The organism is Butyrivibrio sp. XBB1001 (genome assembly GCF_000424505.1).
Taxonomy (GTDB): Bacteria; Bacillota; Clostridia; order Lachnospirales; family Lachnospiraceae; genus Butyrivibrio.
The window spans coordinates 37,129-61,184 of sequence record NZ_AUKA01000002.1 but is presented as its reverse complement, the minus strand read 5'-3'; the positions used below and the strand labels follow the sequence as shown (position 1 = coordinate 61,184).

At 40.5% G+C, this 24,056-nt stretch carries 23 protein-coding genes; 5 read left to right on the top strand and 18 right to left on the bottom strand.

Annotation, left to right across the window (positions count from 1 at the left end; all coding sequences use genetic code 11):
- Window positions 1-20: 20 nt before the first annotated feature.
- The 4 genes from G631_RS0103105 to pyrE all read right to left on the bottom strand — a co-directional run bounded on the left by G631_RS0103105 (window position 21) and on the right by pyrE (window position 3,450).
- Entirely contained in the window at window positions 21-2,123 is a 2,103-nt protein-coding gene (locus G631_RS0103105) for an aminopeptidase (RefSeq protein WP_051196779.1), read from the bottom strand.
- Window positions 2,124-2,188: 65 nt separating this feature from the next.
- Window positions 2,189-2,551 (bottom strand): DUF6142 family protein, encoded by a 363-nt coding sequence (locus G631_RS0103100; protein ID WP_035789276.1) that lies wholly within the window; start codon window positions 2,549-2,551, stop codon window positions 2,189-2,191.
- Window positions 2,552-2,562: 11 nt separating this feature from the next.
- Window positions 2,563-2,715 carry a hypothetical protein gene (locus G631_RS21070; protein WP_026488205.1) on the bottom strand — a complete coding sequence of 51 codons (153 nt, stop codon included), beginning with the start codon at window positions 2,713-2,715 and terminating at the stop codon, window positions 2,563-2,565.
- A gap of 57 nt (window positions 2,716-2,772) precedes the next feature.
- The gene (pyrE, locus tag G631_RS0103090; RefSeq protein WP_026488204.1) at window positions 2,773-3,450 is read right to left on the bottom strand and encodes an orotate phosphoribosyltransferase; all 678 of its coding nucleotides are present in this window, start codon (window positions 3,448-3,450) and stop codon (window positions 2,773-2,775) included.
- A 251-nt stretch (window positions 3,451-3,701) separates the two neighbouring features.
- Between pyrE and G631_RS0103085 the strand changes: the two genes are divergently transcribed.
- On the top strand, window positions 3,702-5,366 hold the full coding sequence (locus tag G631_RS0103085) for a bifunctional metallophosphatase/5'-nucleotidase (RefSeq protein ID WP_026488203.1): 1,665 nt from the start codon (window positions 3,702-3,704) through the stop codon (window positions 5,364-5,366).
- Between the two features lie 166 nt (window positions 5,367-5,532).
- Here the strand turns inward: G631_RS0103085 and pyrF are convergent, their stop codons facing one another.
- From pyrF to larB, 6 genes are all read right to left on the bottom strand, one after another.
- Window positions 5,533-6,453: an orotidine-5'-phosphate decarboxylase gene (gene pyrF, locus G631_RS0103080; protein ID WP_026488202.1), complete on the bottom strand. Its 921-nt coding sequence runs from the start codon at window positions 6,451-6,453 to the stop codon at window positions 5,533-5,535.
- A 28-nt stretch (window positions 6,454-6,481) separates the two neighbouring features.
- Window positions 6,482-7,252: a response regulator gene (locus G631_RS0103075; protein WP_026488201.1), complete on the bottom strand. Its 771-nt coding sequence runs from the start codon at window positions 7,250-7,252 to the stop codon at window positions 6,482-6,484.
- A gap of 29 nt (window positions 7,253-7,281) precedes the next feature.
- The gene (locus tag G631_RS17795) at window positions 7,282-10,344 is read right to left on the bottom strand and encodes a response regulator (protein WP_051196777.1); all 3,063 of its coding nucleotides are present in this window, start codon (window positions 10,342-10,344) and stop codon (window positions 7,282-7,284) included.
- A gap of 51 nt (window positions 10,345-10,395) precedes the next feature.
- Entirely contained in the window at window positions 10,396-11,868 is a 1,473-nt protein-coding gene (locus tag G631_RS0103065) for a 4Fe-4S dicluster domain-containing protein (RefSeq protein WP_026488200.1), read from the bottom strand.
- Window positions 11,869-11,891: 23 nt separating this feature from the next.
- Entirely contained in the window at window positions 11,892-12,473 is a 582-nt protein-coding gene (locus G631_RS17790; RefSeq protein WP_051196775.1) for an ATP-binding cassette domain-containing protein, read from the bottom strand.
- A 240-nt stretch (window positions 12,474-12,713) separates the two neighbouring features.
- Entirely contained in the window at window positions 12,714-13,502 is a 789-nt protein-coding gene (gene larB / locus G631_RS0103050; protein WP_026488199.1) for a nickel pincer cofactor biosynthesis protein LarB, read from the bottom strand.
- A gap of 179 nt (window positions 13,503-13,681) precedes the next feature.
- Here larB and G631_RS0103045 point away from each other — a divergent pair, with 179 nt between their 5' ends.
- On the top strand, window positions 13,682-13,879 hold the full coding sequence (locus tag G631_RS0103045) for a hypothetical protein (protein ID WP_026488198.1): 198 nt from the start codon (window positions 13,682-13,684) through the stop codon (window positions 13,877-13,879).
- Between the two features lie 85 nt (window positions 13,880-13,964).
- Entirely contained in the window at window positions 13,965-14,624 is a 660-nt protein-coding gene (locus G631_RS0103040; protein WP_051196772.1) for a YczE/YyaS/YitT family protein, read from the top strand.
- 671 nt (window positions 14,625-15,295) lie between these two features.
- Here G631_RS0103040 and G631_RS0103030 read toward each other — a convergent pair.
- The 5 genes from G631_RS0103030 to G631_RS0103010 form a co-directional block, all read right to left on the bottom strand.
- On the bottom strand, window positions 15,296-16,090 hold the full coding sequence (locus tag G631_RS0103030; protein WP_026488195.1) for a hypothetical protein: 795 nt from the start codon (window positions 16,088-16,090) through the stop codon (window positions 15,296-15,298).
- 132 nt (window positions 16,091-16,222) lie between these two features.
- On the bottom strand, window positions 16,223-16,984 hold the full coding sequence (locus G631_RS0103025) for a hypothetical protein (RefSeq protein ID WP_026488194.1): 762 nt from the start codon (window positions 16,982-16,984) through the stop codon (window positions 16,223-16,225).
- On the bottom strand, window positions 16,981-17,508 hold the full coding sequence (locus G631_RS0103020; protein WP_026488193.1) for a pentapeptide repeat-containing protein: 528 nt from the start codon (window positions 17,506-17,508) through the stop codon (window positions 16,981-16,983). The genes G631_RS0103025 and G631_RS0103020 overlap by 4 nt, the downstream gene beginning before the upstream one ends.
- 10 nt (window positions 17,509-17,518) lie before the next feature.
- On the bottom strand, window positions 17,519-17,863 hold the full coding sequence (locus G631_RS0103015; protein WP_026488192.1) for a hypothetical protein: 345 nt from the start codon (window positions 17,861-17,863) through the stop codon (window positions 17,519-17,521).
- 20 nt (window positions 17,864-17,883) lie between these two features.
- Window positions 17,884-18,111 (bottom strand): hypothetical protein, encoded by a 228-nt coding sequence (locus tag G631_RS0103010; protein WP_026488191.1) that lies wholly within the window; start codon window positions 18,109-18,111, stop codon window positions 17,884-17,886.
- Between the two features lie 542 nt (window positions 18,112-18,653).
- Between G631_RS0103010 and G631_RS0103005 the strand changes: the two genes are divergently transcribed.
- Window positions 18,654-18,902, top strand: coding sequence for a hypothetical protein (locus G631_RS0103005; protein WP_026488190.1), 249 nt, complete (start codon window positions 18,654-18,656; stop codon window positions 18,900-18,902).
- Window positions 18,903-18,997: 95 nt separating this feature from the next.
- Here G631_RS0103005 and G631_RS0103000 read toward each other — a convergent pair whose 3' ends face one another.
- From G631_RS0103000 to G631_RS0102990, 3 genes are read right to left on the bottom strand one after another with little or no spacing between them, the layout of a single operon-like run.
- Window positions 18,998-19,735, bottom strand: coding sequence for a hypothetical protein (locus G631_RS0103000; protein WP_026488189.1), 738 nt, complete (start codon window positions 19,733-19,735; stop codon window positions 18,998-19,000).
- A gap of 21 nt (window positions 19,736-19,756) precedes the next feature.
- A complete protein-coding gene (locus G631_RS0102995) occupies window positions 19,757-21,409 on the bottom strand; it encodes a sensor domain-containing phosphodiesterase (RefSeq protein ID WP_026488188.1) in 1,653 nt (550 codons plus the stop codon).
- A gap of 29 nt (window positions 21,410-21,438) precedes the next feature.
- Window positions 21,439-22,815: a sensor domain-containing diguanylate cyclase gene (locus tag G631_RS0102990; protein ID WP_026488187.1), complete on the bottom strand. Its 1,377-nt coding sequence runs from the start codon at window positions 22,813-22,815 to the stop codon at window positions 21,439-21,441.
- 181 nt (window positions 22,816-22,996) lie between these two features.
- Between G631_RS0102990 and G631_RS0102985 the strand changes: the two genes are divergently transcribed.
- Window positions 22,997-24,016, top strand: coding sequence for a CPBP family intramembrane glutamic endopeptidase (locus tag G631_RS0102985; protein ID WP_026488186.1), 1,020 nt, complete (start codon window positions 22,997-22,999; stop codon window positions 24,014-24,016).
- Window positions 24,017-24,056 lie beyond the last annotated feature (40 nt).

Below are 24,056 nucleotides of genomic sequence, written 5' to 3'. Positions count from 1 at the left end.
TTACCGCCTAATGTTATGGATCATTCATCCATTGGTTTATTAAGTTCTTCTGTTCCAGGAAGTACAAATCGGCCATCTTTTATGATAGTAGCTGTGCTTCCATCCTTACTAACAACTGTGATCTCTCCAAGTTCATCGTAAGGAATTGTAATGTCAGTATGACAACTAAAGTAAGCCTTGTCTGGCTCTGTCTTTCTCTTTATGGAAATCTCGTTATCCCTAGCTATGATTGCCTTACCATCTGGATTGTAGGTCATAGTATCCTCTTCATAGGAATAGCAGGTATCACCCACTGCAAAGTGAGGACCTGTCTTTTCTGCAATAAGGATAGGGAGCTTGTCTGCAATGTTGTACTTTCTTGCAACCACATATGCTGTAGTATTTGTTCCAATAGCAAACTCGCCAATAGGAAGAGTCTTGTGGTTAAAGAGAATATTATCGCTGATATACTTCTTGCCCTCTTCCGGGTCATCAAAGTTAGTACAACCGTATTCTGTAATGCAGCCGTTTTTAAACTTAAGCTCAAGATTCTTGTAGAAAAGGCCATCAAGATAAACACCTGTAACATGAAGTGTGCCTTCAGTTCCAGCAAGAACTGGTGATGTGAATACTTCACCCACAGGGATATTAACATCTGCAACGCAGTTCTCAAAGTTAGTTTCCTTGGAGCTATCCTTAAGTTCATGGAGCATAACCTTCATATCTGTATGGTTGTCACCCATTCCCTTAACGATCACGTACTGGCCCTGATCCAGGCAGTCGATGATCTTCTGCTGGATAGTCTGATAGAGCTTGTAATCAAGTGTGTTTATCTTAACTGTTTCGTCAAAGATTGCCTTGAAGTTATCACCAATGTCAGGAACTGGGAATGCAATGATAGTAAAGCTTCTCTCCTTCATGATGATGTAGTTATTCATAATAAGGCTGTTCTGCACTCTGTATTCGCTGAGCATCTTCTGCTGAGCCTTGGACAGATGTACCGCATCTGCGTTAGCCTCAGGAGAAAATGGAATCTCTCCAAACACTTCTATTACTGCTGGTCCGCCAAAGAGGCGAGCCTTATCTTTGTACATCTCACCTGCTGCCTTGGCTGCCTCAAGCTTTCTTGTCACGAAATTATTATCAAGGAAAAGAGCTACGTCTTCCTTATGATCATACTCAAGCTGCTTGTTAGGATTTGCTCCATACATGCCAGATCTTCCAGTTGAACTTGTCATCTTGAAAATATTGTCAGGCTCAAGCACAATTGTAGACTTAAGTCCAATCTCTTCAAGGTTTGAGATAGCTTTTTTGACCATTCTCTCAAATCCAAGATTGTAGTGAAGTCCTGCTGTCTTCTTGATAGTTATATCCTTGCCAGTCATAGCAAAACCAATGCGGTAGCCTTCTGTATAGGTTGTTGCAAGCTTGTCGATATCTTCCTGTGAAAGAGAATTAAGGTGTTCTGCAGTCTTAATCTCATTGTCAGTAATATACTCACCAAATCTGTACAGATATCTAATATCTGTAAGGTCAGCAGAAAGAACTATCTCTCTTACAAAATTCCTGTCAGAATCCACCATTTCTGCAAAATTATGCTGCCTGAATTCCTCAGCGTAGTCACTTCCATACCAGTACAAGATCTTACGAACTTCCTCATAATTAGGAAGCGCCTTGTTCTGATCAGCAGATACAAACACTCCATATACTTCTAAAAAGAGCTCTGTAGCCACAGCAAGATTAAAGATATTCTCCTTGTAAGCTGCTGTTATAAGGCCTCTAAGCTCATAGTAAAGAGCTGCCAGGAGTTTTCCAAACTCCTCACCAAACTCAGCTACTGCAAAGCTTGGATTTGCATAGCTCTTTTTATAGCTCTCAGGAAGGATATCTTCGTAAAGCTTTTTATTTCTATCCTTAAGTTCTTCTAATGTAGCCTTGTCAAAAGATCCATCTTTTATGAATCTATAGTTATCATCTACCATGAGAAGGAATTCTTTTACAAAATGGAAGTACTTGTCATACTTCTCATTTGAAAGGTGCTCATCCTCCATGCTTGCAAGTCTCTCTACAGAAAGAGCATATCTCTCTGCAAGGACTTCATTTCCAGTTTCAAATTCATAAATTAGTTCTTCGTTGTTACTCATTAATTATTTTCCTTATCTCTTTGTTACTATATTACATTGCTGTAATGTTATTATCGAAAATAACATCACAGGAAGTTCAGCACGATCAGAAATACCACAAATATAACGGCCAGTGAATTCAAGATGATTCCAATATTAGGAAACAGCTTGAATATATCCTTCTCAAATCTTGACATAATGCCAAGCACCAGGCCTGCGATAGAAAAAATAGCCGCAACAAAAGCTGCTGCTGCATATTGCATAAGGGCCTGGCCTCCATTGTTATATGTAAAAACCACAGCCAGTATATATGTAGTTACAGAAATACACCCCAAGACGGCACTAAGAATGCCCTTCTCCGGGTGTCTGTTATCTGTAAACATGAATCTGTCTCTAACAGGTTCAAGACGTTTAATGTGAAGTTTGAATTTAGACTTCTTTTTTGACATAAATAAATCGCTTAGATAATTACTTTTTTCCTTGCTGAGAGGAGTTTGCCACCACTTATGATGAGGAGGACTCCTGTTGCGATGCCTGCTACGATTGAGATTACTCCAAATGCTATGTTAAGGCCGCCTGTTGCACCTAATACCTTATATGTATGTTCGTCCATTTTGCCTGCTCCTTCCATTTATTATAAAAATGTGTCTGCATAAATGCAGTTCCAATCTTATTTTGCTCCGTACTCTGCGTAGTACTCGTCGATAGCTTTCTTGATTTCTTTGTTGATCACTACTTCGCCATCGATAGGTCTGTTGTAGAGGTGCTCAACTACATCTTTCATTGTAACGATAGAAGCTGCGCTGAAACCGTATTTCTCCTTGATCTCATCGAGGGCGCTCATATCTGACTCAAGGCCCTTCTCCTGTCTGTTAAGAGAAACCATAAGGCCAACGATATCGCAGTCAGCCTGCTCCTGGATGATTGGCACTGTCTCCTCGATAGATTTACCTGATGTAGTTACATCCTCAATGATAAGGACTCTGTCTCCATCGCGAAGCTTTGTTCCAAGAAGGATACCCTTATCGCCGTGATCCTTGATTTCTTTTCTGTTAGAGCAGTATCTGATCTCTCTTCCGTAAAGTTCGCTGATAGCAGCACATGTTATTACTGAAAGTGGAATTCCCTTATATGCTGGTCCAAATAAGACATCGAACTCAAGGCCAAATGTATCATGAATTGCTCTTGCGTAGTATTCGCCAAGCTTACGAAGCTGAGAACCTGTAACATAAGCTCCTGCGTTCATAAAAAATGGAGACTTTCTACCACTCTTAAGTGTGAATTCTCCAAACTTAAGGACATTGCTGTCCACCATAAACTCGATAAACTCTTCCTTGTACCTCTCCATACCCCTGACTCCTTTGTAAAGTGAACTAAATGAATTGCTAATATTTCATTTTTATTTGTCCGCGTCATAAAACGCACTGTTTACAACATGCGCATATTATAACACCTCATAGAAACATATACAATTTAGAATATGAAACTATTAAAAAGCTTACAAACCTAATGTATTATTTGCCCCTATGAGATATAATTAAACATGCAGGAAACCTATATGATTTATAGGTAAAAACAAAATTTTATAGGAGGCAGTGTATGAAGAGGAAAAAGTTTTTGAAGGGAGTAGTTTCACTACTCATGGCACTGATGATGGTTCTTACGCTGAACGTTCCAGGCTCTATGGTTAAGGCCGCAGGCGTTTCTGCTACAATCAAGACCATTTATGATGTGCCTGCAGATCTTACAGGCAAGACAGTTATCATGCATACCAATGATATCCATGGTGCTATCAGCAAATATGCCTATATCGCATCTGTTAAACAGAATCTCCAGAAGAGAGGTGCTGAGGTTATCCTTGCAGACGCAGGTGACTTTAGCCAGGGAACACCTTATGTTAGTACCAGCAAGGGTCTCAATGCTGTAACCATGATGAATGCAGCAGGTTACGATATTGTAACTCTTGGAAACCATGAGTTTGATTATGGCTATTACAAGCTTGTTTCTAATCTCTCTACAGCCAAGTTCAAGGTAGTCTGTGCAGATATTCTTGACGCATCAGGCAATCCTGTTTTCAATCCAAACTACATGTACACAACCAAGTCAGGTGTCAAGATCGGTTTCTTTGGAATGGAAACTCCTGAGACTCTTACAAAGGTAAATCCAGGTCTTATCCAGGGTCTTACATTCCTTAAAAAGGATGATCTTGCAAAATGTGCTCAGGCTCAGGCAGACACCCTTAAAGCTCAGGGCGCAGATATCGTTATCTGCCTTGCACACCTTGGAGTAGATGATGAGTCTGCACCAGATGGACACAGAAGCATTGATGTATACGCTAAGACAAAGGGCATCGATCTTATGCTTGATGGCCATTCACACACAGTTATGACTATGGGCCCCAAGAACGAGCCTGTTCAGTCAACTGGTACCAAGGTTGAGACAATCGGTCTTGTATTTATTGATAACGCTACTAAGAAGATAGAAGACAGATACCTTATAAATCTTGAAGGTCTTCAGGAAGAAGTAACTACAGCAGCCAAGTCAAACAAGATGTTCAAGGAAGTTGACAACGTTTATGGTGCTGTATTTGCAAACTCAGATATTAAGCTCAATGGTGATCGTGATCCTGGAAACAGAACTGAGGAAACAAACCTTGGTGATCTTATCACAGACGCTATGCTCTGGAGCGTACTTAGAGCTCCTGGCGCTCTTACAGTAGACAAAGACCACGTTATCAGCATCACAAACGGCGGTGGTATCAGAGCTTCAATTGACGCAGGCGCTGTATCCATGAAGGATGTTAATACTGTTCTTCCTTTTGGCAACACAGTAGCTGTTGTTTACGTAACTGGTGAAGAGCTTCTTGAGGCTCTTGAAGCTTCAACCTATTGCACACCTAAGGCAATCGGCGGTTTCCCACAGGTATCAGGAATAAAGTTCACAGTCAACACAACAAAGTCCTTTGCTCAGGGTCCTGCTTATCCTGGTTCAACCTATTACAAACCAGCTTCTATAAACCGTGTTTCTATTGATTCCATCAACGGACAGCCATTCGACAAGGCTGCAACCTATGCAGTTGTAACTAACAACTTCTGCGCAGCTGGTGGCGATACTTACTACGTATTCAAGAATGCAAGTGCTCAGTTCGACACAGGTATTCCTCTTGATGAAGCTGTTATGGATTACGTAAAAGAGACACTTGGTGGCAAGATTACATCTGAAGCCTATGGCTCAACAAACGGAAACATCACAATTATCAAGTAAGTAATCGAGTAGAAGACGGTCAGTCTTCCTACTCGTCTGCGAGCCGCTGGTCAGCTTAGCTGACATATTTCATATCAGCGGCTCTGCAATAAAAAAGCCGGAATATTCGCAATTGAATATTCCGGCTTGTTTATTCTTATCAGTATTTATCTGCTATAATGCATCTTTACTTCAGCGCATCTGCAATATCTTTTTTCATATCAAGCGCTGCTGCCCTTGCAGCCTCACCAACCTTACCGTCAGCAAATTGCTTGTAGTTATCGCTCTTCCATGCTGCAATTATTCCGCGGGAAGAATTAACGATTGCTCCAAGGCCGTCCTTGTTAAAGAAGTTCACAAGGTCTTTGCCCTTTCCTCCCTGAGCTCCATAGCCAGGAACCAGGATGTATGCATGTGGCATGATGTCTCTTAAGATCTTGCCCATTTCAGGATAAGTCGCACCAACAACAGCACCAACATTACTATAGGAACCATCCATTGATTCAAGGCCCCATTTCTCAACCTGCTCACCAACATGCTCGTAAAGTGGTCTGCCATCTATTAGTCTGTCCTGAAACTCTCCACTTGATGGATTAGATGTCTTAACAAGTACAAAAATTCCCTTGTCCTCTTTGTTACAAACTGAAATAAAAGGCTTAACTCCATCCGATCCAAGATAAGGATTTACTGTGGCAAAATCTTCCTCAAAGCCTCTAAATACCTTGCCCCCAATCTCTACTCCGCCAAGATGTCCTACCGCATAGGACTCAGAGGTTGAGCCAATGTCACCTCTTTTTATATCTCCAATTACGTAAAGTCCCTTTTCTCTGGCATAGTCTACAGTCTTCTTAAATGTGATAAGGCCTGGAATTCCAAGTTCCTCATACATAGCAATCTGTGGCTTAACAGCAGGAACGATATCATAAATATTATCGATGATCTCTTTATTAAATTCCCAGAAGGCATCAGCTGCGCCTTCAAGATTTTCCCCTTTTTCACCAAAGCTCTTATTTAAAATCCTGTCAGGAATAAATGAAAGCTTGGGATCAAGTCCCACAACAATAGGTGCCCCAGTGTCAACAATCTTGTCTACCAATTTGGATATCATAAACTTTTTCCCTTCCCTGTACTTATTACTACTTATTTCTGCCTGCTCTTGCGACGAAGAAATCATCTATAGCGCCAGTTAGCTTTTCCTTGGACATGGATTTTAAAAGGTACTTCTCAGGTTTAAGAGAAACTACCTTCATAACACTTTCCTTGTCGTCCTTGGCTGTAAGGAAAATAACGGGTAAATGCTTAAGATTCGGATTATTCCTGATCTCTTTTAACACATCAGGGCCACTCATTACTGGCATCTCATAGTCCAAAAGGATCAGATCAACCGAGTTCTGTGCAAGAAACGAAAGCGCTATCTTGCCAGAACTAGCCATATATACTCTGTACTTGACAGAAAGCCAGGTCTTCATCATTCTGAGCATGGCACCGTCATCGTCGATGATAAGAATCTTCTTTTTAAGGTTCTCATCCACCGCACTATAATCAACAACAGTATCCAGCTGCTCAGCCAGCATCTTAACATCCAGCGGTCTAAGATAAGTCTCCTGAATCTTCTCTTTGGCAATATAGGTGATTCCAAGGCTCAGTTCCTCGTTGTTACCAATAAGGTACAAAAGAAATCTCTCTGAATCGATAGCTTCGTTGAGATACTTGAGCACATCAGCATCGTCTATCGTTATATCACCAAGATATAAAAGATAAATAGACGGACGGTTCTCTATTGCTTTTATAAGATCTGATCTGGGAGGCACACACTCAACCTCATAGTCTTCCTTCTCAAGACCCTTTGCTATAGCTGTGATCATAAAGCTTTTCTGATTACCTATCAGTAATACTCGCTTATCCATAGTTTTCCCCTTTGATAATGGCGCTATTATTAAAGTACATTCAAAAGACCATCTCTGTCAACAGCCGCAAGAAGTCTTTTGATCTCGGCATGTTTTTCTTTATACTGGTCAGGGATCCTGTATTCATCAAGCATTTTCATAATATCATCTGCGCTGTCAAAAAATGATCCGGAGATAAATTCCTTCATTGAACTATAGGCTCCTTCAAGTTCTTCGGGGTCAATTTCCTCTTTTCCCGAATCATCTTCAATTGCCAGAATTTCTAGTTTAGATAAATAACTTCTATACAGCTCCAAAAGCGGCGGCGTAAGATCATGGATCTCATCAACCATGTTATCGTTGCCACATTTTTCCAGGTATTCTGCCTTGTCTCCAAGGTCCACAGCACCTATTGCCCTGGCTGAGCTCTTAAGTCCATGAACATATATAGTGTAATTCTTTATGTCTCCCTCTTTTTCATAGCGTTCAATAAGGCCAGCTCTCTCAGCTATCGCCATTCTAAAATCCTTCATTACATTTCTGGCAGCATCAGCAGAGCCGCACCTTTCAATAGCCATTTCAAGGTCAACACCACTTACCTTTAGAAGCTCCTGCATAGCCTCCTTTTCCGTCTCATTTATGTTGTCAGCATCAGAGACAAAATCCTTATCTCCAGGCTTTACGACCTTGTCCGGTGGCAGATACATGAGGATCATCTCCTCTAACTTACTAGGATCCACAGGCTTGGACATGTAGTTATCAAAGCCTTCCTGATAGTACATTTCTCTGGAGCCTGAAATAGCATTTGCAGTAAGAGCTATTACAGGAGTATCTATGCTTGCATTATCACTCATCTCCTTCATGGCATGGAAAGTCTGGATTCCATCCATTTCAGGCATTCTGTGATCCAGGAAAATAATATCGTACTTATTTTCTTTTACCATCTCTATCGCATCAAAACCGCTGATGGCAGTATCTATCTGGATCTTGGTCTTCTTAAGAAGGCCCTCGATTACTGTAAGGTTAGTCTTGGTATCATCAACCACCAGAATCCTGGCTTTGGGAGCATGGAAACTCTCATGGTAGGTCTCCGCATCTCTTATGGCATCTCTGTAGCTGTCGCTGAAATTGCCGATAGGCTCTGGATCCACAACTCTTTGCTTAAGGTCAAAAGAGAAAATGCTTCCCTTTCCGTATTCGCTCTGAGCATGGAGTTTGCTGTCCATCATGCCAAGCAGGCTGTTAACAATATTGATCCCAAGGCCAGTACCCTCAATAGTCCTGTTTCTCTTTTCATCTATTCTCTCAAAGGCCTCTGAAAGTTTGTCCATATCCTCTTCTTTTATACCAATGCCGGTATCTGTTACCTTGATCTTCAAAAGAATATAATCATCTTCAAGGTCAATATCATCGTAGTTATTCTCATCATGAGGCACTTTCTCGTAGTCAACATCAAGGGTAACGCTTCCCTTTTCAGTGTACTTAACGGCATTGGTAAGGATGTTAAGTATACACTGCTTGATCCTGACCTCATCTCCATACAGGACATGTGGAATATTGTCATTCACATTAACGATGAGCTGAAGGTTCTTTTCCTTAGCCCTCATAGATGCCATGTTTACAAGATCATTTATCACCGACCTAAGCTCATATTCAACAGGAATGATCTCCATCTTGCCAGCTTCAATCTTGGAGAAATCAAGCACATCATTTATCAGAGCCAAAAGAGTTTTACCAGAGCCCTGAATATCTCTTGCATATTCAAGGATTGATTCGTCCATACTCTCTCTAAGGATCATCTCATCAAAACCAAGGACCGCATTTATAGGGGTTCTGATCTCGTGAGAAATATTTGAAAGGAACCTTGACTTAGCCTCATTAGCAGATTTCTCAATTTCAAGCTGATCCTCTATGTTCTGCCTTGTCTTAACAAGGACTATGTATTCCATGAGCCTGTAAAAGGTCAGATCCACGGCATGATACAGATCTTCTATTTCATCATTGGTGTTTATTTCAAGGGCATGAACCTCTGCCACCTTGGCATTGATATCTTCATCATCAGAAGTGTAAATACCAGACACCGCCTTGGACAGGTCCCTTATTGGCGTCGCTATTCGCCGTTGAGCATAACGGTTTACAAATACCGACAGTGGAATGACAATAATAGAAATAAGCATGGCAAGCTTTAGACTAAACTGCGCGTTTCTAAAGCCAACATCCACAGAATATTTCTTTTCCATTTCAATAGACTGCTGGCCTTCTATAGCAAGCTTAACACTGACCTTGCTCTCCAGGATGCCTGCGTTTGTAACATGGCTTAGGTCCTCCACCGCAGGCGGAATCTGAATTTCTGAATCTACAGCATACTTCATAGTTGGAATAAGAGTATTGGATGCAATTTCCGCAGAAACACCAAGAACAATAGCTTCAAACACTACTATCCTAAGTATTACGCGCTCAATCTTGGACTTTCTATTAAGCTCATATTTTTCATCTTCCGTCAGCTGATCTTCAGGAATATAATATTTGCCATTATTTAATAGTCTCTTGTTGCTGGAGGGCGCATATTTATAGTAAAAATGCGCTATAAAGCAGGATGTAAAGCATCCCGGGAGCTCATTTAGAAAACAGAAGATTATCAGTTTGGGATTTATAGCACCAAAACCTTTCCCTGCTAACAACCAGAGCACCGTACTCCAGAATACTCCCGTCAAAAACTGCAGAATAACAGCAGTCATAACTGTGGTATACCATTTTTGGAAAACTTTCTTCCTGGCCAGAGCATCAGTCACAATGACTACTACAAGATATATAAATGTAAGATATGAGAAACTGCTATAGGAAAAAGATCTGTGAAAAAAGATAATAAGCACAGCCATCATTCCTGGCACTGCCCCACCAAAGGCACCTGACAGGATGATAGGAATGTACTTAAACACATAAACAAAACCGGCAACAATGTTGCCTTCATGGGGGATCCTGGTGATCCCCCAGTTATACAATATCGATGCAATTGCCGTAAGTGATACGATAGCTGTGTTTACAGCTATTCTCCGCGGCTCGTCATAGGCTCCTAAAAATGCAAAATGTCCAAACTTTTTCTTATTGTTCATTAATTGTGCCTCATAAGAAGACAAGAAAAAATGCATTCTTGCAACACTTAGTTACATGTGACCATCTCTATGCATAGAAAACTTATCCATCGGATAGTTCTCAAGATTTTCAAGTATCTTTCTATCATCAGCCTTAGACAAGAGCTGTTCTCTGGCTTTGGTGATCTCATTGATACTCCTGTGTTTGGAAGGTCCGCCGACACATCCTCCAGGGCAAACCATTCCTTCTATAAAATCTTCTGGAAGCTTGCCAAACTTAAGAAGTGTAAGGGCCTTCTTACACTCAGGTCCTCCATGTGCTGCCAGAAGCTTGATATTCTCAGTATCGATTCCCCTCTCCTGCATGCACTCAATAACTGCCTTAGCTACGCCGCCGCTTCCAGCAAAGCGTTTTCCAAAGATTGAGGATTCCTGATAATTCTCAGATACAGGCTCAAACTGAACGCCCTTTGATCTCATAAGAGCTCTAAGTTCTCCGTATGTTACTACGTAATCAGCGTTGTCCTTAACAGACTTATCCTGAGCTTCAGCCTTCTTGGCAATACAAGGGCCAACAAAAACTGTAACGCAGCCAGGTCTTGTAACCTTTAGATATCTGGAAATAGCGCACATAGGTGAAATTGTTGAAGACATATTATTCTCATACTGCTCCGGGAAGTGCTTTTTAAGCATTCCTATAAAGGCCGGGCAACATGAAGTTGTCATCTTCTTGCCTTCCTTGAAGGCTTCTGCCCATTCCTCAGCCTCGTAGGCAGCTGTCATATCTCCGCCAAGTCCTACTTCTATCATGTCTGCAAACCCGAGCTTTTTAAGGCCTTCTCTTATGGATGCCATAGAAATGTCTTCTCCAAACTGCCCCTCAGTTGCAGGTGCACACATGGCGATAACTTCCTTGCCAGCTTTGATCTCTTTGATAATGTCTACCAGGAAGGTCTTGCTACCAATAGCTCCAAATGGGCAGCTGTGTATGCAATGTCCACACTGTATGCATTTATCTTCATCAATCTTGCAATAACCGTACTGGTCATAGGTTATGGCACCTACCGGACAAGCCTTTTTGCAAGGTCTCTCGAGATGCACGATTGCCGTATATGGACAGGCTGCAGCGCACTTTCCACATTCCTTGCACTTGGCAGGATCAATGTGCATATGGGTATCACCGGGTGTAATAGCACCAAATTCGCAGGAATTAAGGCAAGCCTTACCCATGCAGAATCTGCAGTTATCAGTAACAGAATAAGCAGAGATTGGGCATTCATCGCAGGCTGGGTCTATTACCTGAACAATATTTGTTGAATCCGGATTATAGGTAGGATTCTTGGCCATCGCCAGATTAATCCTCTGTCTAACAATCTCTCTTTCCTTGTAAATGCAGCATCTGTACTCAGGCTTGGGCCCTGGGATTGTCTTAAGAACCAGCTGCTCTATATGCTCCTGATCATTGATACCTTCCCATTCCAAACGGCAAACTTCTTCCATAATCTTATGTTTAAAGCTAACCATACTTTCGTCATTATTGATCATCTCGTACCCCCTCATGGTGTGAATCAGTCCAAAGATACTATTCTTGCAAATTCAAGGTCTGTCGTATCCCTGGTAAAAATTGTTAGTGAACCTTTGCCCTGCTTGTCCCTGATATAAGGAATAAGCTTTAGTTTCATGTTGCGATCTATTCCTGCAAAGGGCTCATCCATAATAAGGACATCGCTTGGTATTGCCAACGCTCTTATGATAGCTACCACGCGTCTCTCCATCGGAGTAAGCCTTCTGACCGGAATAAATAATCTGTCTTCTGGAAGAAATTTAAGTAATTCTTCAGCCACAGTCTGTCTAAAAATCTTGTTACTGACCATGACTATATTTGTTACGGCGTCAAGGCTTTCAACAAGCCTATCCTCCTGAAAAACCACACCAGCATTTATAAATGGATACTTGTAATCTCCAAGGAGACCAACTTTTCCACTATCTGGCTGATCCAGTTTTAAAATAAGGCGCATGAGAGTTGTCTTCCCGCATCCCTCAGAGCCAGTAATAACATATGAATGCTCATCTTCTATGTTCAAGCTAAAGTTCTCAAGAACTTTCTTCTCCCCATAGTTCTTGGAAACATCTTTAATTTCGATTATCAAAACTCTTTTCCTGCCTCTTCAAAATTATGTCCTGTAATAAGTAATTCAAGTGATCAAGAAATCTATTTATGTTCTATGCACAAGATTTAAGATCTGAACATATTCCTGATCTTCTCAAACGCCATTGGAATATAAATATATCTGATTATATTCCCAGTCGGCATGCGATAAACCTTCGCAAGCTCCAATAACTCTTTCATATATAATTTCTCCTCCCGTTAGTCTGTCTGTACTGAGATCTCAATCCACTAAGTGCTGGCTAAATCCCTTGTTTATCATGTTTGCAAGGTATCCTGCTCCAAATCCATTATCGATGTTTACCACGCTCACACCACTTGCACAGGAATTAAGCATAGACAAAAGAGCTGCCAATCCGCCAAAGGCTGCCCCATATCCCACACTTGTAGGCACCGCAATAACAGGGCAGTCCGCAAGACCTCCAACTACACTGGCAAGAGCCCCTTCCATTCCTGCAATGGCAATGATAGCATTGGCACTCATGATCTCATCCATTGCCTTATTCTCAAGGAGTCTGTGGATTCCGGAAACGCCTACATCATAAAGCCTTACAACCTTGTTACCCAAAATTTCTGCAGTCTTGGCAGCCTCTTCTGCCACAGGAATATCACTGGTTCCTCCGGTTGCAACAACTATCTTGCCAATTCCAGTTCCTGGCTCTATCTGCTGCCCGGCTAATCCAATCCTTGAGAGCTTGTCATAGCTAAACTCAAGATCATCTGCTTTATTAGCAAAAAAGAAGTCCGCTGCCTCAGGATACATTCTGGTTATCAGAACACTCTTTTGCCCATTATCAATGAGCTTTTCGGAAATCTTAAGGATCTGCTCAGGAGTCTTACCCTGTCCAAAAATAACTTCAGATGTGCCCTGCCTTAATCCTCTGTGGATATCTGGTCTTGCAAAGCCCATATCCTCAAAGGGAGCCTTCTTAAGCTCTAAAACTGCATCCTGTATTGTTGTATTTCCATCCCTGACGGACTGTAGTAACTTTTCTATATCTTTTTCTTCCATGCCATCCTCAAAATGTAAAAAATGTGTATAATGTTATTTGGTTTTATGCATAATCATACTTAATATCATTTTATCATAAATCCAGCCAATTCCCCTTGGGATATATCTGAAAATTCTATAAATAGGCGGAGTTGCGCACATAAAAGAATTAAGTGTTTTTATAACAAATGGAGATAACTATGAATATACATCTATGCAAAGGGGATGAAACCCTGGATCAGGCACTTGAGTACATAAACGAACACGATGCAGAAGGCCGCAAGTACACCTTCGACAAGGAAGCTGACCGCTGCTACATAGGAGATGAGGCCTTTATAAACGCGCCAGTACTTATCAATTTCAAGAATCAGTACTGGGCTCTGCACATTGTGGAATAAGACAATCTGCATATACATGCCCTTAATTGTTAGAGAGGGAATAAAAGGATTTTAAAAAAATGAACCGAAAAGAAAGTGAACTCACATGAACAGCATAAAGAAATTTTTTAAAGACTATTTTTCACAAAAAGATTTTGTTAAACGCCTTATCATCATGAACATCGGCGTTTTTCTTATGGGCTTTTTCCTGTCATTTCTGATAGAGGTGAACCTCGGAACTGACCCCTGCACCTTTATGAACCTTACCTTATCAAGGTTTCTTGGCTTAAGCTTTGGAAACTGGCAGCTTCTTTTAAACAGCTGTCTTTTCATCCTCGTGATCCTCTTTGGAAGAAAGCTTATTGGTTTTGGAACCATTGCAAATATGGTATTTATCGGATACATCGCAGACTTCTTCTGCATGGTATGGGGAAAAACTATTCCTGAACATATATTCAAAGAATTTCCTTCAAGAGCTATTGTCTTTGGAATAGCACTGGCAATGTTCATCTTTGCTGTTTCTCTGTACATAAACGCCAACATGGGCGTAGCCCCCTATGATGCCATCCCGCAGATCATTTCAGAAAGGATATTAAAGAAGGTTCCCTTTGCAGTTATAAGGATTGCCTTTGATTTTACTGCGATCATAATCGGAATAATCTTTGGTGGAATTCCCAACATTGGCATGATACTCATGGCCCTCTTCCTCGGCCCGGTAATAACCCTTGTAGGCAAATTCCTCAACAAGCACGTATTCCACCTGTAAACCACCGCTCCGCACCGCATATTAAGCGGGGCACTCATTCAGAAAGTTTTTTTCGTCGGCTCCAGTTCGGATATTCATGGGTTCCTGACAGATGCATAAGAATTCTACGGTTCAAAACTCGCGCCATGACAGCGCTTGCGAAGCGTCCAGTTTCCTATGCGAGTCTTATCTGGCAAATGCAATTTTCTAATGTTTCCACAGCAGTTTTTCCCGCGCGTGCGAAGCGTTGTCTGAAGCAGGACGGAGTAAGTTTTTTTAATAAGAAAATGCCATTTGGCGCATCGCGCCATAAAGAAATGCGACATCAACTTCTTCAAGCTCGCTTGAGAGGATTGATGTCGCATTTCTTGTATACGCCCGCATTGCGGGCTATGGCATTTTCTATTGTAATGTTCTCTTCCGTCCTGCAAGTTTACGCTGCAGCATGCGCATTGAAAGAAAAACTGCGGAAACATCTAAGAAAATCTGCATTTGTCAGTGACGAGCACTACGGGAACTGGCGTGAGTAAAAAGCTGTCCCTGGCGCTCAGACATGTTGAACCGAAGCAGAATTCTTATGTACTGTCAGGAGCCTCATGAATAATTCCTCCTATGCACAGACGAAAAAAACTTCCATGAATATCGCTTCCCGCTTAATATGCGGGGCGGAGCGGTATTTATCTTACTCAGTATTACTGGAGTGGTGTAATCATTGAGAACATAGCATCTGTCTGGTCATCGATGAAGCTTGTTGTTCCGATAGCAAGCATGTAGTTGCCCTTCTGGATGTTAACCATCTTGCAGAAGTAGCCTACGCCCTGAACTTCACCTGAAATCTTAAGAACTGTATGAGTTTCTCCAGCAATTTCTTCCTCTGTGATATCTGTCTTTACATTTTCAATTCCCTGAGCCTCAAGTGCCTGCATAACTGATGGCATGCTCATTGTCATAACAGCCTTCTCATCAAAGAAAGCATTAGCAAGCATTACATTCTGCTGAACAGTTGCATTTACTGTGTTGCCAGTAGCATTGTAACCAAGAGCAACGATCTGAGCATCTCCGCTCTCAAGTGTCTTGGCAACAGCCTTGTTATCTGTCTCTGAAAGAACATCTGTAGCATATCCGTAAACTGTTGAAAGCATCTCTTCATCTGCGAACTGATATCCGTCCTCAAGAGCGATCTGAAGTCCGAAATACTCGTTTGTGTAGTTAGTTCCATCCACCTTACCAAGTGCTGGAATTGCGTTTTCTTCAAGGTCAGCCTCAAGTGCCTCTGCGTCCTCTACTACCTCATCAGCCTGAGCCTCAACTGAATCCTCTGAGCTTGCTGCATCTGCGCTCTCTGTAGTTTCCTCTGTTGTAGCCTCTACAGTAGCTTCTACAGAAGCCTCCTGTGTTGTTGCATCTGCAGTGTTAGCGGAAGTACATGCTACAGCTGAAAATGCGATTGTCATTGCCATAAGAGCAACAATGATTTTCTTCTTCATAATATTCTCCTTTATTAGTATTAGTCATAGTCTTTCTTTACCTTTTCTATGGGTTCGACTATGCTCTATAAGATACTGTGGATTAGTTTAATTCTCCAACCACAGTTTCTTTGTTTATTTGTTGTTTTAAAATCATAGATTATTCTTTTGTTCCAAACCCTTGCCAAATCTTGACAAAAATACCTTCGCATTTGGAGCTATGTTATGAATATATTCACTGCCTTCCCCTAGATCGTCATTGCCTTCAATAAATACAATCACATTAGTGCACTCTGAGCTTAGTTTTAAGCTACTATAGCTTTCTTCAGAATTACAACCATTCGCACCAGATTGCCTTATGATTACATTAGGGAAGTCAATACTAATCCCACTTTCAGCTAGTTCCGCGCTTGATGCACTATAGTACTCTACATAAGAAAAAAGAGCATTATTCTTTTCACCAATCAGAGCAGAATCACTTAAAGTACCATAATTAGTCAAAAAAGAAACCTCTGGTACCGGTGCGCCTCCACGTGCAACATCAATTTTTATTTGGACATAATCGCTGAAATACTCGGGATTATCCTTCACAAAAGAATTATGTCTTTCTATCAACAAAAGTACATCCTGATATCCATCAAATGTATTATCTGTCATACGAATGCCAATATCTAAGGCATTGTCACTTTCTTCATAGCTTTGTACAAGAAAGGCCCCATTAGTATCTAATCCAACAGCATTGAACCATTCTTCATAACTTGTATGAATCTTATCCATAGATATCGATTTCTTTTCATTATTAGCACATCCGCTAAGATTTATAATCAAAACACACATTACTACAAGCCAAGCTATAGACCGTATTGATAGCTGCCTTACGATTTTAAAATTGTTTTCCCATTTTACTAAGATCATCTAATAAATACTCCTTCGATATCATCAAACTTATGCGTCTCAATCAAACAATCCATAAAAGTAACATTAGAAAATGTACATCCATCAAAAGAAGCACTGCATATTTTACACTTCTCAAATATTACATTATCCATCGATGAGTTATCGAACATACATCCTTCAAAGGTTCCATTTAAAAATTTAACATTATTGAACTTACCATACATAAAAGATGATCGTTTTGATTTTAAATTGCTATACACTGTGTCTGAAATAGTTACATCATCCCACTCCGCTTTTACAAGCTCATTATTATTGAACTGGCATCTGATCAAACTGCTCCCTCCAAAATTAGATCCGCTCAAGTAAACATTAGAAAAATTACAATCGCAAAACTGAACGCCACCAAAATAGGAGTTATTCAAATCATATTTTGAAAAATCAAAATCATTTATTTCCTCATCCTCTACTTCTAACTTACAAGCACTTGTCAGGTCACCATTCGCATATTTCTTATAATTCTCTAGCAGGTCTACTAAATTCATTGCTCATCCCTTAATTACCAAGTTTTTCGTGTGCAATTTTCAACAACGCTTCAAGTTCTTCCTTCTCAAATAACTCTTGATTCTCTGGTATCTCTAACAATAATTCTGGACACTCCCGCAAAAAATCCTTATCAGCTTCTTCGTCCTCTTCTGCAGTTAATGGCCATATACCATTCTTGCAAAAAAACAACACCTCATTAGCATCTTTCTCCGACTTTTTCAGCTTTTCGAAGTTTTCATCCGTAATATCATAGTAAACAGATTTTCCAATCAAGCCCTCTGCCCAGGAAACTTTCTTCTTCCCATCTATTTCCAATACTGCAAATCCTTTACCTTGAAGTATCGTTTTTTCCATTTTTATTCTATCTCCTCATGTCACCCAATACTGCACCTTGGATCGTATAATAATCCAAAGATACCTATGCCGCTTCCATAACAGCTTACCAGATAATAGTTTCCATCTGATACATCAGTCAAAAGATAGTCTCTATCAAGCTTAGAAGCTGCATGTACTTCCGATAGCTGTTGTGTTTCCTGCTTTTCCACCTCATAGATATATCCCTGATATGGATATTTATGAAAATGCTCTTTCAATTCTTCCATTCCGAAATTCTAAATTGATAAACTGCTACTGCACTCTTGATCAAAACACTTTTTAATTTTCAATTATCTCAATGCTTACAGCCTCAACTTTTTCAATCGGCTCATGCATATTTCCTCCCAATAATAGAAATAAAACGACAAAAGTCAGATTACCAAAATAAAAAGATAAATGCAACCGCAAATACAGTATCCATCGCATTTTGCACAATCTTTTTGCTTTGGGAACCATCTAATAAGAATACAATAAAATAATAGAAATGTTGCAAATATTTACTATATTTACGAAATTATATATAGAGCAGTTTCCATGCCGCTTTTGGGAGCAACAATTTACGAAATATTGATACTTACTGTGCTGAAATAAATTTTCATAAAATTTTAATGATTTATCAAGGCAAAGTATGTTTACTTTTTCTATCGTTGTTATATAATAAACGCATTAAATGAAATTTTGTTCTAAAGATTAACGGTTGAGGGGCCATTACTAATCTTTATTAGTCGTTTCATTTAATAATTTCTTATGAGATGGAGGAAACAGAATAATGAGAAGTTCCGCTAAGGCAAAAAGAGGCATGAGCCAGGGCTGCATCGAAATCATGTCAGACGTAATCAAGGCAAAGGAGCAGAACCTATCATACGGCAAGTTCAAGGCTCTTGACATGTTAGGAGCCGGCAGCATGCAGGACGAGGGTTACGAATCAGAGTACCAGGTGTACACGGACAACATCGTTCGCAAAACAGAGCACACTGAGACCAAGAAGGCAGTTGCTTTCGTTAAGGTCAGAGCATAAATCTAGTTTTACAACTGAATATTGATAATAAAAGCTCATGGATTTCACTGAATCCATGAGCTTTTTTTACAAAATATTGCTAAACAGAGGCTCTATTACTTCTGCACGCTGATCCTGTCATCACCAGCAAGATAACGAAGAAGAGCCTGTCTGGCATGGTCCTTGTCAGTGGCCTCAACGCTTACAGTAAACTGATAGGTGTGAAGCTTGAGTTCTTCTTCCTGACTTCTCCTCTCAGCTTCCTCAAGAGATTTCTCCTTAGTATCTTCACTAGTCATCTCCATGATGTCAGCTACTGCGAATTTCCTAAACAGCTCCTTGTGAGCCGGATCTGTCAGAAACTTGTCAATCAGCATAAGAGTATTTCCAAGGTTAAGATAATCTCCGTGCAGGAACTTTTCCATGTCCATGAGGTCGGTTTCTGTCTTGATTCTCTCCTCATCCCATTCAATTTCCCTGTTCATCATCTCCTCGCTCTGGTCTTCATGGCTCTTTTGCCAGTCAAGGATATACCATTTCCATATCTGAAATCTCTTACTGTTTACATCCTCATCACTAAGTTCAGACATCTTCTGACAAGCATGTCTAACGCCTCTGGAAACAAGGTCATCAGTAATACTTTCTACTTCATAGGTTCTCTCGCTTACAACGGACTTCTTTTCATCATTAAGTATCTTAAGTCCCAAATTGCCATCCACAGCCTTCTCCATCAAAAGAGAATAGTCTCCATGGCGCGCAATAACCACAGGCCTCTCAGAGAGTATAGTATCCCTAAACTCTTTAAAGGTCTTAAGTGCGTCATCATATTGGATGTACTTAAAGGTTTTGCTCATTGTTTCTCCAATTTCAAAAAATCATTTACGGTAGAGCTCAAGCTTTTTGAAATCTTCAATCCTGCAAGGTCTTCCGTAGAAATATCCCATAAGGTCAGAAACGGGATATTGTCTGGCTATCTGAGCTGTTTCCTCATCCTCAATTCCAGTAAAGCAGGTTCTGATATGCAACCTGTGCGTAAATGAGGTAATAGTCTCAATAACATATTTATTAGTCATATTCTTGTCTATACCATCAGTAAGCGCAGGTACAATATTAACAAGATCTATAGGAAGATGCCGCACATAATCAAGTGAAGCAAAATCTGTAACATCAAGTCCTATCCTGACTCCACAGGATTTAAGGAACTCAACCTGGCTCTTTAAATGTTCCATGCTAAGCTGTCTGCTACTCTGAGTTAATTCTAGACAAAGTCCTGTAGCAGGGTACCCTGTCTTCCTTAATATGTCAATGAGCGTCGTTCTAAACTCAGACCTTTCAAGTTGCATAAAGGCCAGATTAACGCACAAATAGAAGTCTTTTTTATTCATTCTGATCTCAAGGCAGTCTTTTAAGGCATTTTCAAGGATCCAGTTTCCCAGATTGTAAAAGACCTGGTCCTGTTCAAGCCAAGGCACAAACTCTGAGGGAGATACCGCACCAAATGGCTCTTTTTGCCATCTGACAAACACTTCCATTCCCACAAGCCTGCCGTCAACAGAAGAAACAATAGGCTGATACTCCAGATAAAATCCGTCCATGCCGTTTAAAACACTGTTTCTAACTGCGTCCACAAGATCAATGTTGCTCTTTTTGTTATCAAGCTCATCATTGTGGAAAATGATAAGATTTCCATGCCTTTGAGTCTTTGAAAATTCAAGAGCATACTTGGCACTTGTGTAAATTGAATGTTCGTCTACCTCAAAGTCAGCGGCCAGAATAACTCCGCCTCCAATCTCAGCTCCCACCTTCTTGCCATTTATAGCAAGCGCCTCTCTCGTAAAGGCTCTCATGACCCCATAGAATTTTTTTATCTCATCTATGTCCATGGTGTCCGTTATAACAGCCAGTGTGGTTCCTTCACCCCTGTATACCTTGCCTCTGTCAGCACATTCTGCTATGAGCTTTTTGGCAGTTGCTCTTAATATGTTATTACCTATCGAATATCCATAACGCCTGTTGATATCACCAAAATCTATGAATGTGATCATGAGGATGGCATATATCTTTTTCTGAAGCTTAAGCTGCCTCATGTGATTAAGCATCTCATAGTGGTTCGGCAAAAGAGTTATTGGGTCGTTGTTATCCACAATTCCCTTGTTGATTATTGAGCAGGCATAGAACACCGGCTTCCCGGCGTAGTCCTTTATCACAACTCCTCTGCAGGAGCACACCACATACTCCCCATTCTTGTTCTTGGCTCTGTACTCTATGTTAGGATTAACCTTTTTTCCTGCATAGACAGCAGTCAGATATTCATTGTAGTTATCCCTGTCGTCAGGATGGATGCGGTTATCCCACACTGTCGACGCATTATAAACATACTCCCCAGTAAGACCAAAATAATCCACAGCATTTAATGACCATCTGGAAATATTCTTTTCCATGTCATAAACGAACACATACCGGCTTCTGGAAGTTACCGCAAAGGTGTCAAAAATCCTGTTGATAGTATCGTATGATCCTCCAGCCATAGCTCTCCTCTTTTGTCATTCCCCCAAGATCATTCCATTATGTCTTTGGCTGTGACGCTTCCCGTTCCGCTCTCCTGCGCGCGTCTTGCCTTTAACAGCCTCTTGTTATAGTACATGGCATCATCTGCCTTTTTAACAACATCCTCAAGCTTGGAGCCATCCTCAGGGCATCTCGCATAGCCTGCACTGATGGACACCTTTAAAGTGATATCTCCGATTACCACATCTCTAGCCACATTCTGCCTCATACGAGCGATAACACCCTCATAGAATTTCTTGTCGTGAGTTCCGTGGATAACAACTACAAACTCATCTCCGCCTATTCTGAAGGCTCTATCCTTCTCTCTTATGCTGTTCTGGAGCCTCTTGGCTGTAATATTAAGAAGCCCGTCTCCAGTCTCATGTCCGTAGGTATCGTTGACCTGCTTGAAATCATTAAGATCCATATAGATAATGCCGTAAGGAAGCTTTTTCTTGGACAGTTCCTCCATATGCTCATGGTAGCTTCTTGGGTTATAGAGGTTTGTAAGAGCATCTCTGTAGGAGAGAACCTCAAGTTCCTTGGCATTGGCCTTCATGTTCATATATGCATACATGAAAAGAGCTGACAAAACGCTGATAATAAGGGCAATCAGAAGGACGATAACAACCTCGTAAATCTTCATCCAGGAATTTATAGGGGCAATATCCAATGTCCAAAAGTCGCCGCCCACGGTACTGATCATGGAGCCTACAGGAGCTTCCAGTTTTTTGTCAGAATGCTCTACAATTACCCTATTCTCGCCTGTTATGGTATTATTCCCCACAAGTTTAAAATCGTAGCCTTCTTCTGCAAGGCCCTTGAGATTAACATCTGACATAAAAAGAGACTGATCTACAGTAACTGTAGCAAATCCCCAGAAAGAACCATCTCTTAAAAAGACTGGTCTGGTGATGATAATACTTTCTTTTCCATCATTCAAAGTCGCAGGAGCTATGATAACAGCCACCTGGCTCATCTTACTGTAATCTGCATAGATTCCAAATCTGGAATCATTAAAAAAGTTAGTTCCCATATCAAGGCTTGATTCCCTTGGGAAAACGTTACTTACTATTCCATCTTTGGCAAGTGAAATATCCACAATATCCAGATAATCATCAAAAAGAGCTTCTGAAATCGTATTAAATTCGCTCTCAGAAATTCCTCCATTGCTTCCTTGTATCTGGATTTCGTAAACTCTTGTTATATATTCTCTATTATTAATTTCAGCTTCTATCCTGTCCGCAATGGAGTCCGCTATAAAAGACGCCCTTTCCTTGCGGGAGTTAGACGTACTGATCAGATAAAAAGCCGCAATGGCAGTTGTGATAATAAGTGTGATGACAAAAGTAATTAAACTAAAAGATATGCTTTTTTTCTTTGACATTTTACCCTCTGACACGCTTACACAAACAACTAAATGACAATTTTTGAGCCATATATAGTTATTATATCACACTTTAAGTTAGAATACCGATTAGGGAATTTGATATATTTGTTGCGCAGCAGGAACTTTATAGATATAATAATGCAGCAACCGCATGAAAAAGGTATTTTGGAGGAAACGAATGGATTATTCACAAGCAAAAAAGGTATTTTCAAAAATCGGATTGGTTTACACCGTCTGCTACTGGGCGCTTTGTATAGTATTGACAATATGTGCCCTGATTGCAGGTGCTATAAGCGGACAAGATATGAGTGCTCAGTGGTCTCTCATGCTAGAAATTGTTCTCCGCTTTGCAATCATATATCCAATCATGATTCTGCTCGTCAAGAAAGAACCCAAATTTGAAATTGAGAAAAAAAGACTTGGCATAGGCAAGTTCATAGCTTGCATCTTTATTACATTTGCAGTTATGTATATTGCTTCAATTGTTGGAATGATACTTAACAATCTCCTTGGCAATGTCACAGGCCAGGGTGCAACCAATCATTTTGCCAATGTGGTAAGCAATATGCCAACAGTTGTGAGAATAATTGTAGTTCCTATACTTGCACCTGTTTTTGAGGAATTGTTATTTAGAAAAGTCCTTATAGACAGAATTGTAGGCTATGGCGAAGTGCTTGCAATGCTCATCTCAGGTATTATGTTTGGTCTTTACCATGCTAACTTTTTACAGTTCTTCTACGCAACATTTTTAGGAATGTTCTTTGCATTTATCTACATCAGAACAGGAAAAATAGGTTATACAATAACTCTTCATCTGATCATCAATGGTTTTTCAACACTGATGGGAGTTCTTACATCTGACATAATTGATATGACAGCAGTAACTTCATACCTAAATAGTGGCGATATGGAAGGCTACCTAAATTATATCAGCGAACACTCTGCTGCATTTGCTAGTCTGGGATTTGCTGGAATGTTTATTATTCTTGCAGTTATCGTGGGTGCTATCCTTATGATCGTTATGAGGAAAAAGTTTGTATTCGTTCACCGCGACGGCGAAATTGAAAAAGGAAAGCGTTTCTCTACAGCTATCTGCAATCCTGGAATGCTGTTATACGTTATCTTTTACATTATCGAAATCATTCTTGCACTTTATAACACAACTATTATAGAACTGGTTGCAAACCTTTTTAGTTAAGAAAGCATGTTGCTTGCAACATGCTCGCGCCGAGCGCGGT

Bases quoted from the DNA above. Each gene is read 5' to 3' on its own strand.
- G631_RS0103025 (WP_026488194.1), bottom strand. From the start codon at position 16,984: ATGATCTTAGTAAAATGGGAAAACAATTTTAAAATCGTAAGGCAGCTA.
- G631_RS0103105 (WP_051196779.1), bottom strand. From the start codon at position 2,123: ATGAGTAACAACGAAGAACTAATTTATGAATTTGAAACTGGAAATGAA.
- G631_RS0102995 (WP_026488188.1), bottom strand. From the start codon at position 21,409: ATGGCTGGAGGATCATACGATACTATCAACAGGATTTTTGACACCTTT.
- G631_RS0103100 (WP_035789276.1), bottom strand. From the start codon at position 2,551: ATGTCAAAAAAGAAGTCTAAATTCAAACTTCACATTAAACGTCTTGAA.
- G631_RS0103075 (WP_026488201.1), bottom strand. From the start codon at position 7,252: ATGGATAAGCGAGTATTACTGATAGGTAATCAGAAAAGCTTTATGATC.
- G631_RS0103065 (WP_026488200.1), bottom strand. From the start codon at position 11,868: ATGATCAATAATGACGAAAGTATGGTTAGCTTTAAACATAAGATTATG.
- G631_RS0103015 (WP_026488192.1), bottom strand. From the start codon at position 17,863: ATGGAAAAAACGATACTTCAAGGTAAAGGATTTGCAGTATTGGAAATA.
- G631_RS0103005 (WP_026488190.1), top strand. From the start codon at position 18,654: ATGAGAAGTTCCGCTAAGGCAAAAAGAGGCATGAGCCAGGGCTGCATC.
- pyrF (WP_026488202.1), bottom strand. From the start codon at position 6,453: ATGATATCCAAATTGGTAGACAAGATTGTTGACACTGGGGCACCTATT.
- G631_RS17795 (WP_051196777.1), bottom strand. From the start codon at position 10,344: ATGAACAATAAGAAAAAGTTTGGACATTTTGCATTTTTAGGAGCCTAT.
- G631_RS0103010 (WP_026488191.1), bottom strand. From the start codon at position 18,111: ATGGAAGAATTGAAAGAGCATTTTCATAAATATCCATATCAGGGATAT.
- G631_RS0103030 (WP_026488195.1), bottom strand. From the start codon at position 16,090: ATGAAGAAGAAAATCATTGTTGCTCTTATGGCAATGACAATCGCATTT.
- pyrE (WP_026488204.1), bottom strand. From the start codon at position 3,450: ATGGAGAGGTACAAGGAAGAGTTTATCGAGTTTATGGTGGACAGCAAT.
- G631_RS0102985 (WP_026488186.1), top strand. From the start codon at position 22,997: ATGGATTATTCACAAGCAAAAAAGGTATTTTCAAAAATCGGATTGGTT.
- G631_RS0103040 (WP_051196772.1), top strand. From the start codon at position 13,965: ATGAACAGCATAAAGAAATTTTTTAAAGACTATTTTTCACAAAAAGAT.
- G631_RS0103020 (WP_026488193.1), bottom strand. From the start codon at position 17,508: ATGAATTTAGTAGACCTGCTAGAGAATTATAAGAAATATGCGAATGGT.
- G631_RS0102990 (WP_026488187.1), bottom strand. From the start codon at position 22,815: ATGTCAAAGAAAAAAAGCATATCTTTTAGTTTAATTACTTTTGTCATC.
- G631_RS0103085 (WP_026488203.1), top strand. From the start codon at position 3,702: ATGAAGAGGAAAAAGTTTTTGAAGGGAGTAGTTTCACTACTCATGGCA.
- G631_RS0103045 (WP_026488198.1), top strand. From the start codon at position 13,682: ATGAATATACATCTATGCAAAGGGGATGAAACCCTGGATCAGGCACTT.
- larB (WP_026488199.1), bottom strand. From the start codon at position 13,502: ATGGAAGAAAAAGATATAGAAAAGTTACTACAGTCCGTCAGGGATGGA.
- G631_RS0103000 (WP_026488189.1), bottom strand. From the start codon at position 19,735: ATGAGCAAAACCTTTAAGTACATCCAATATGATGACGCACTTAAGACC.
- G631_RS21070 (WP_026488205.1), bottom strand. From the start codon at position 2,715: ATGGACGAACATACATATAAGGTATTAGGTGCAACAGGCGGCCTTAAC.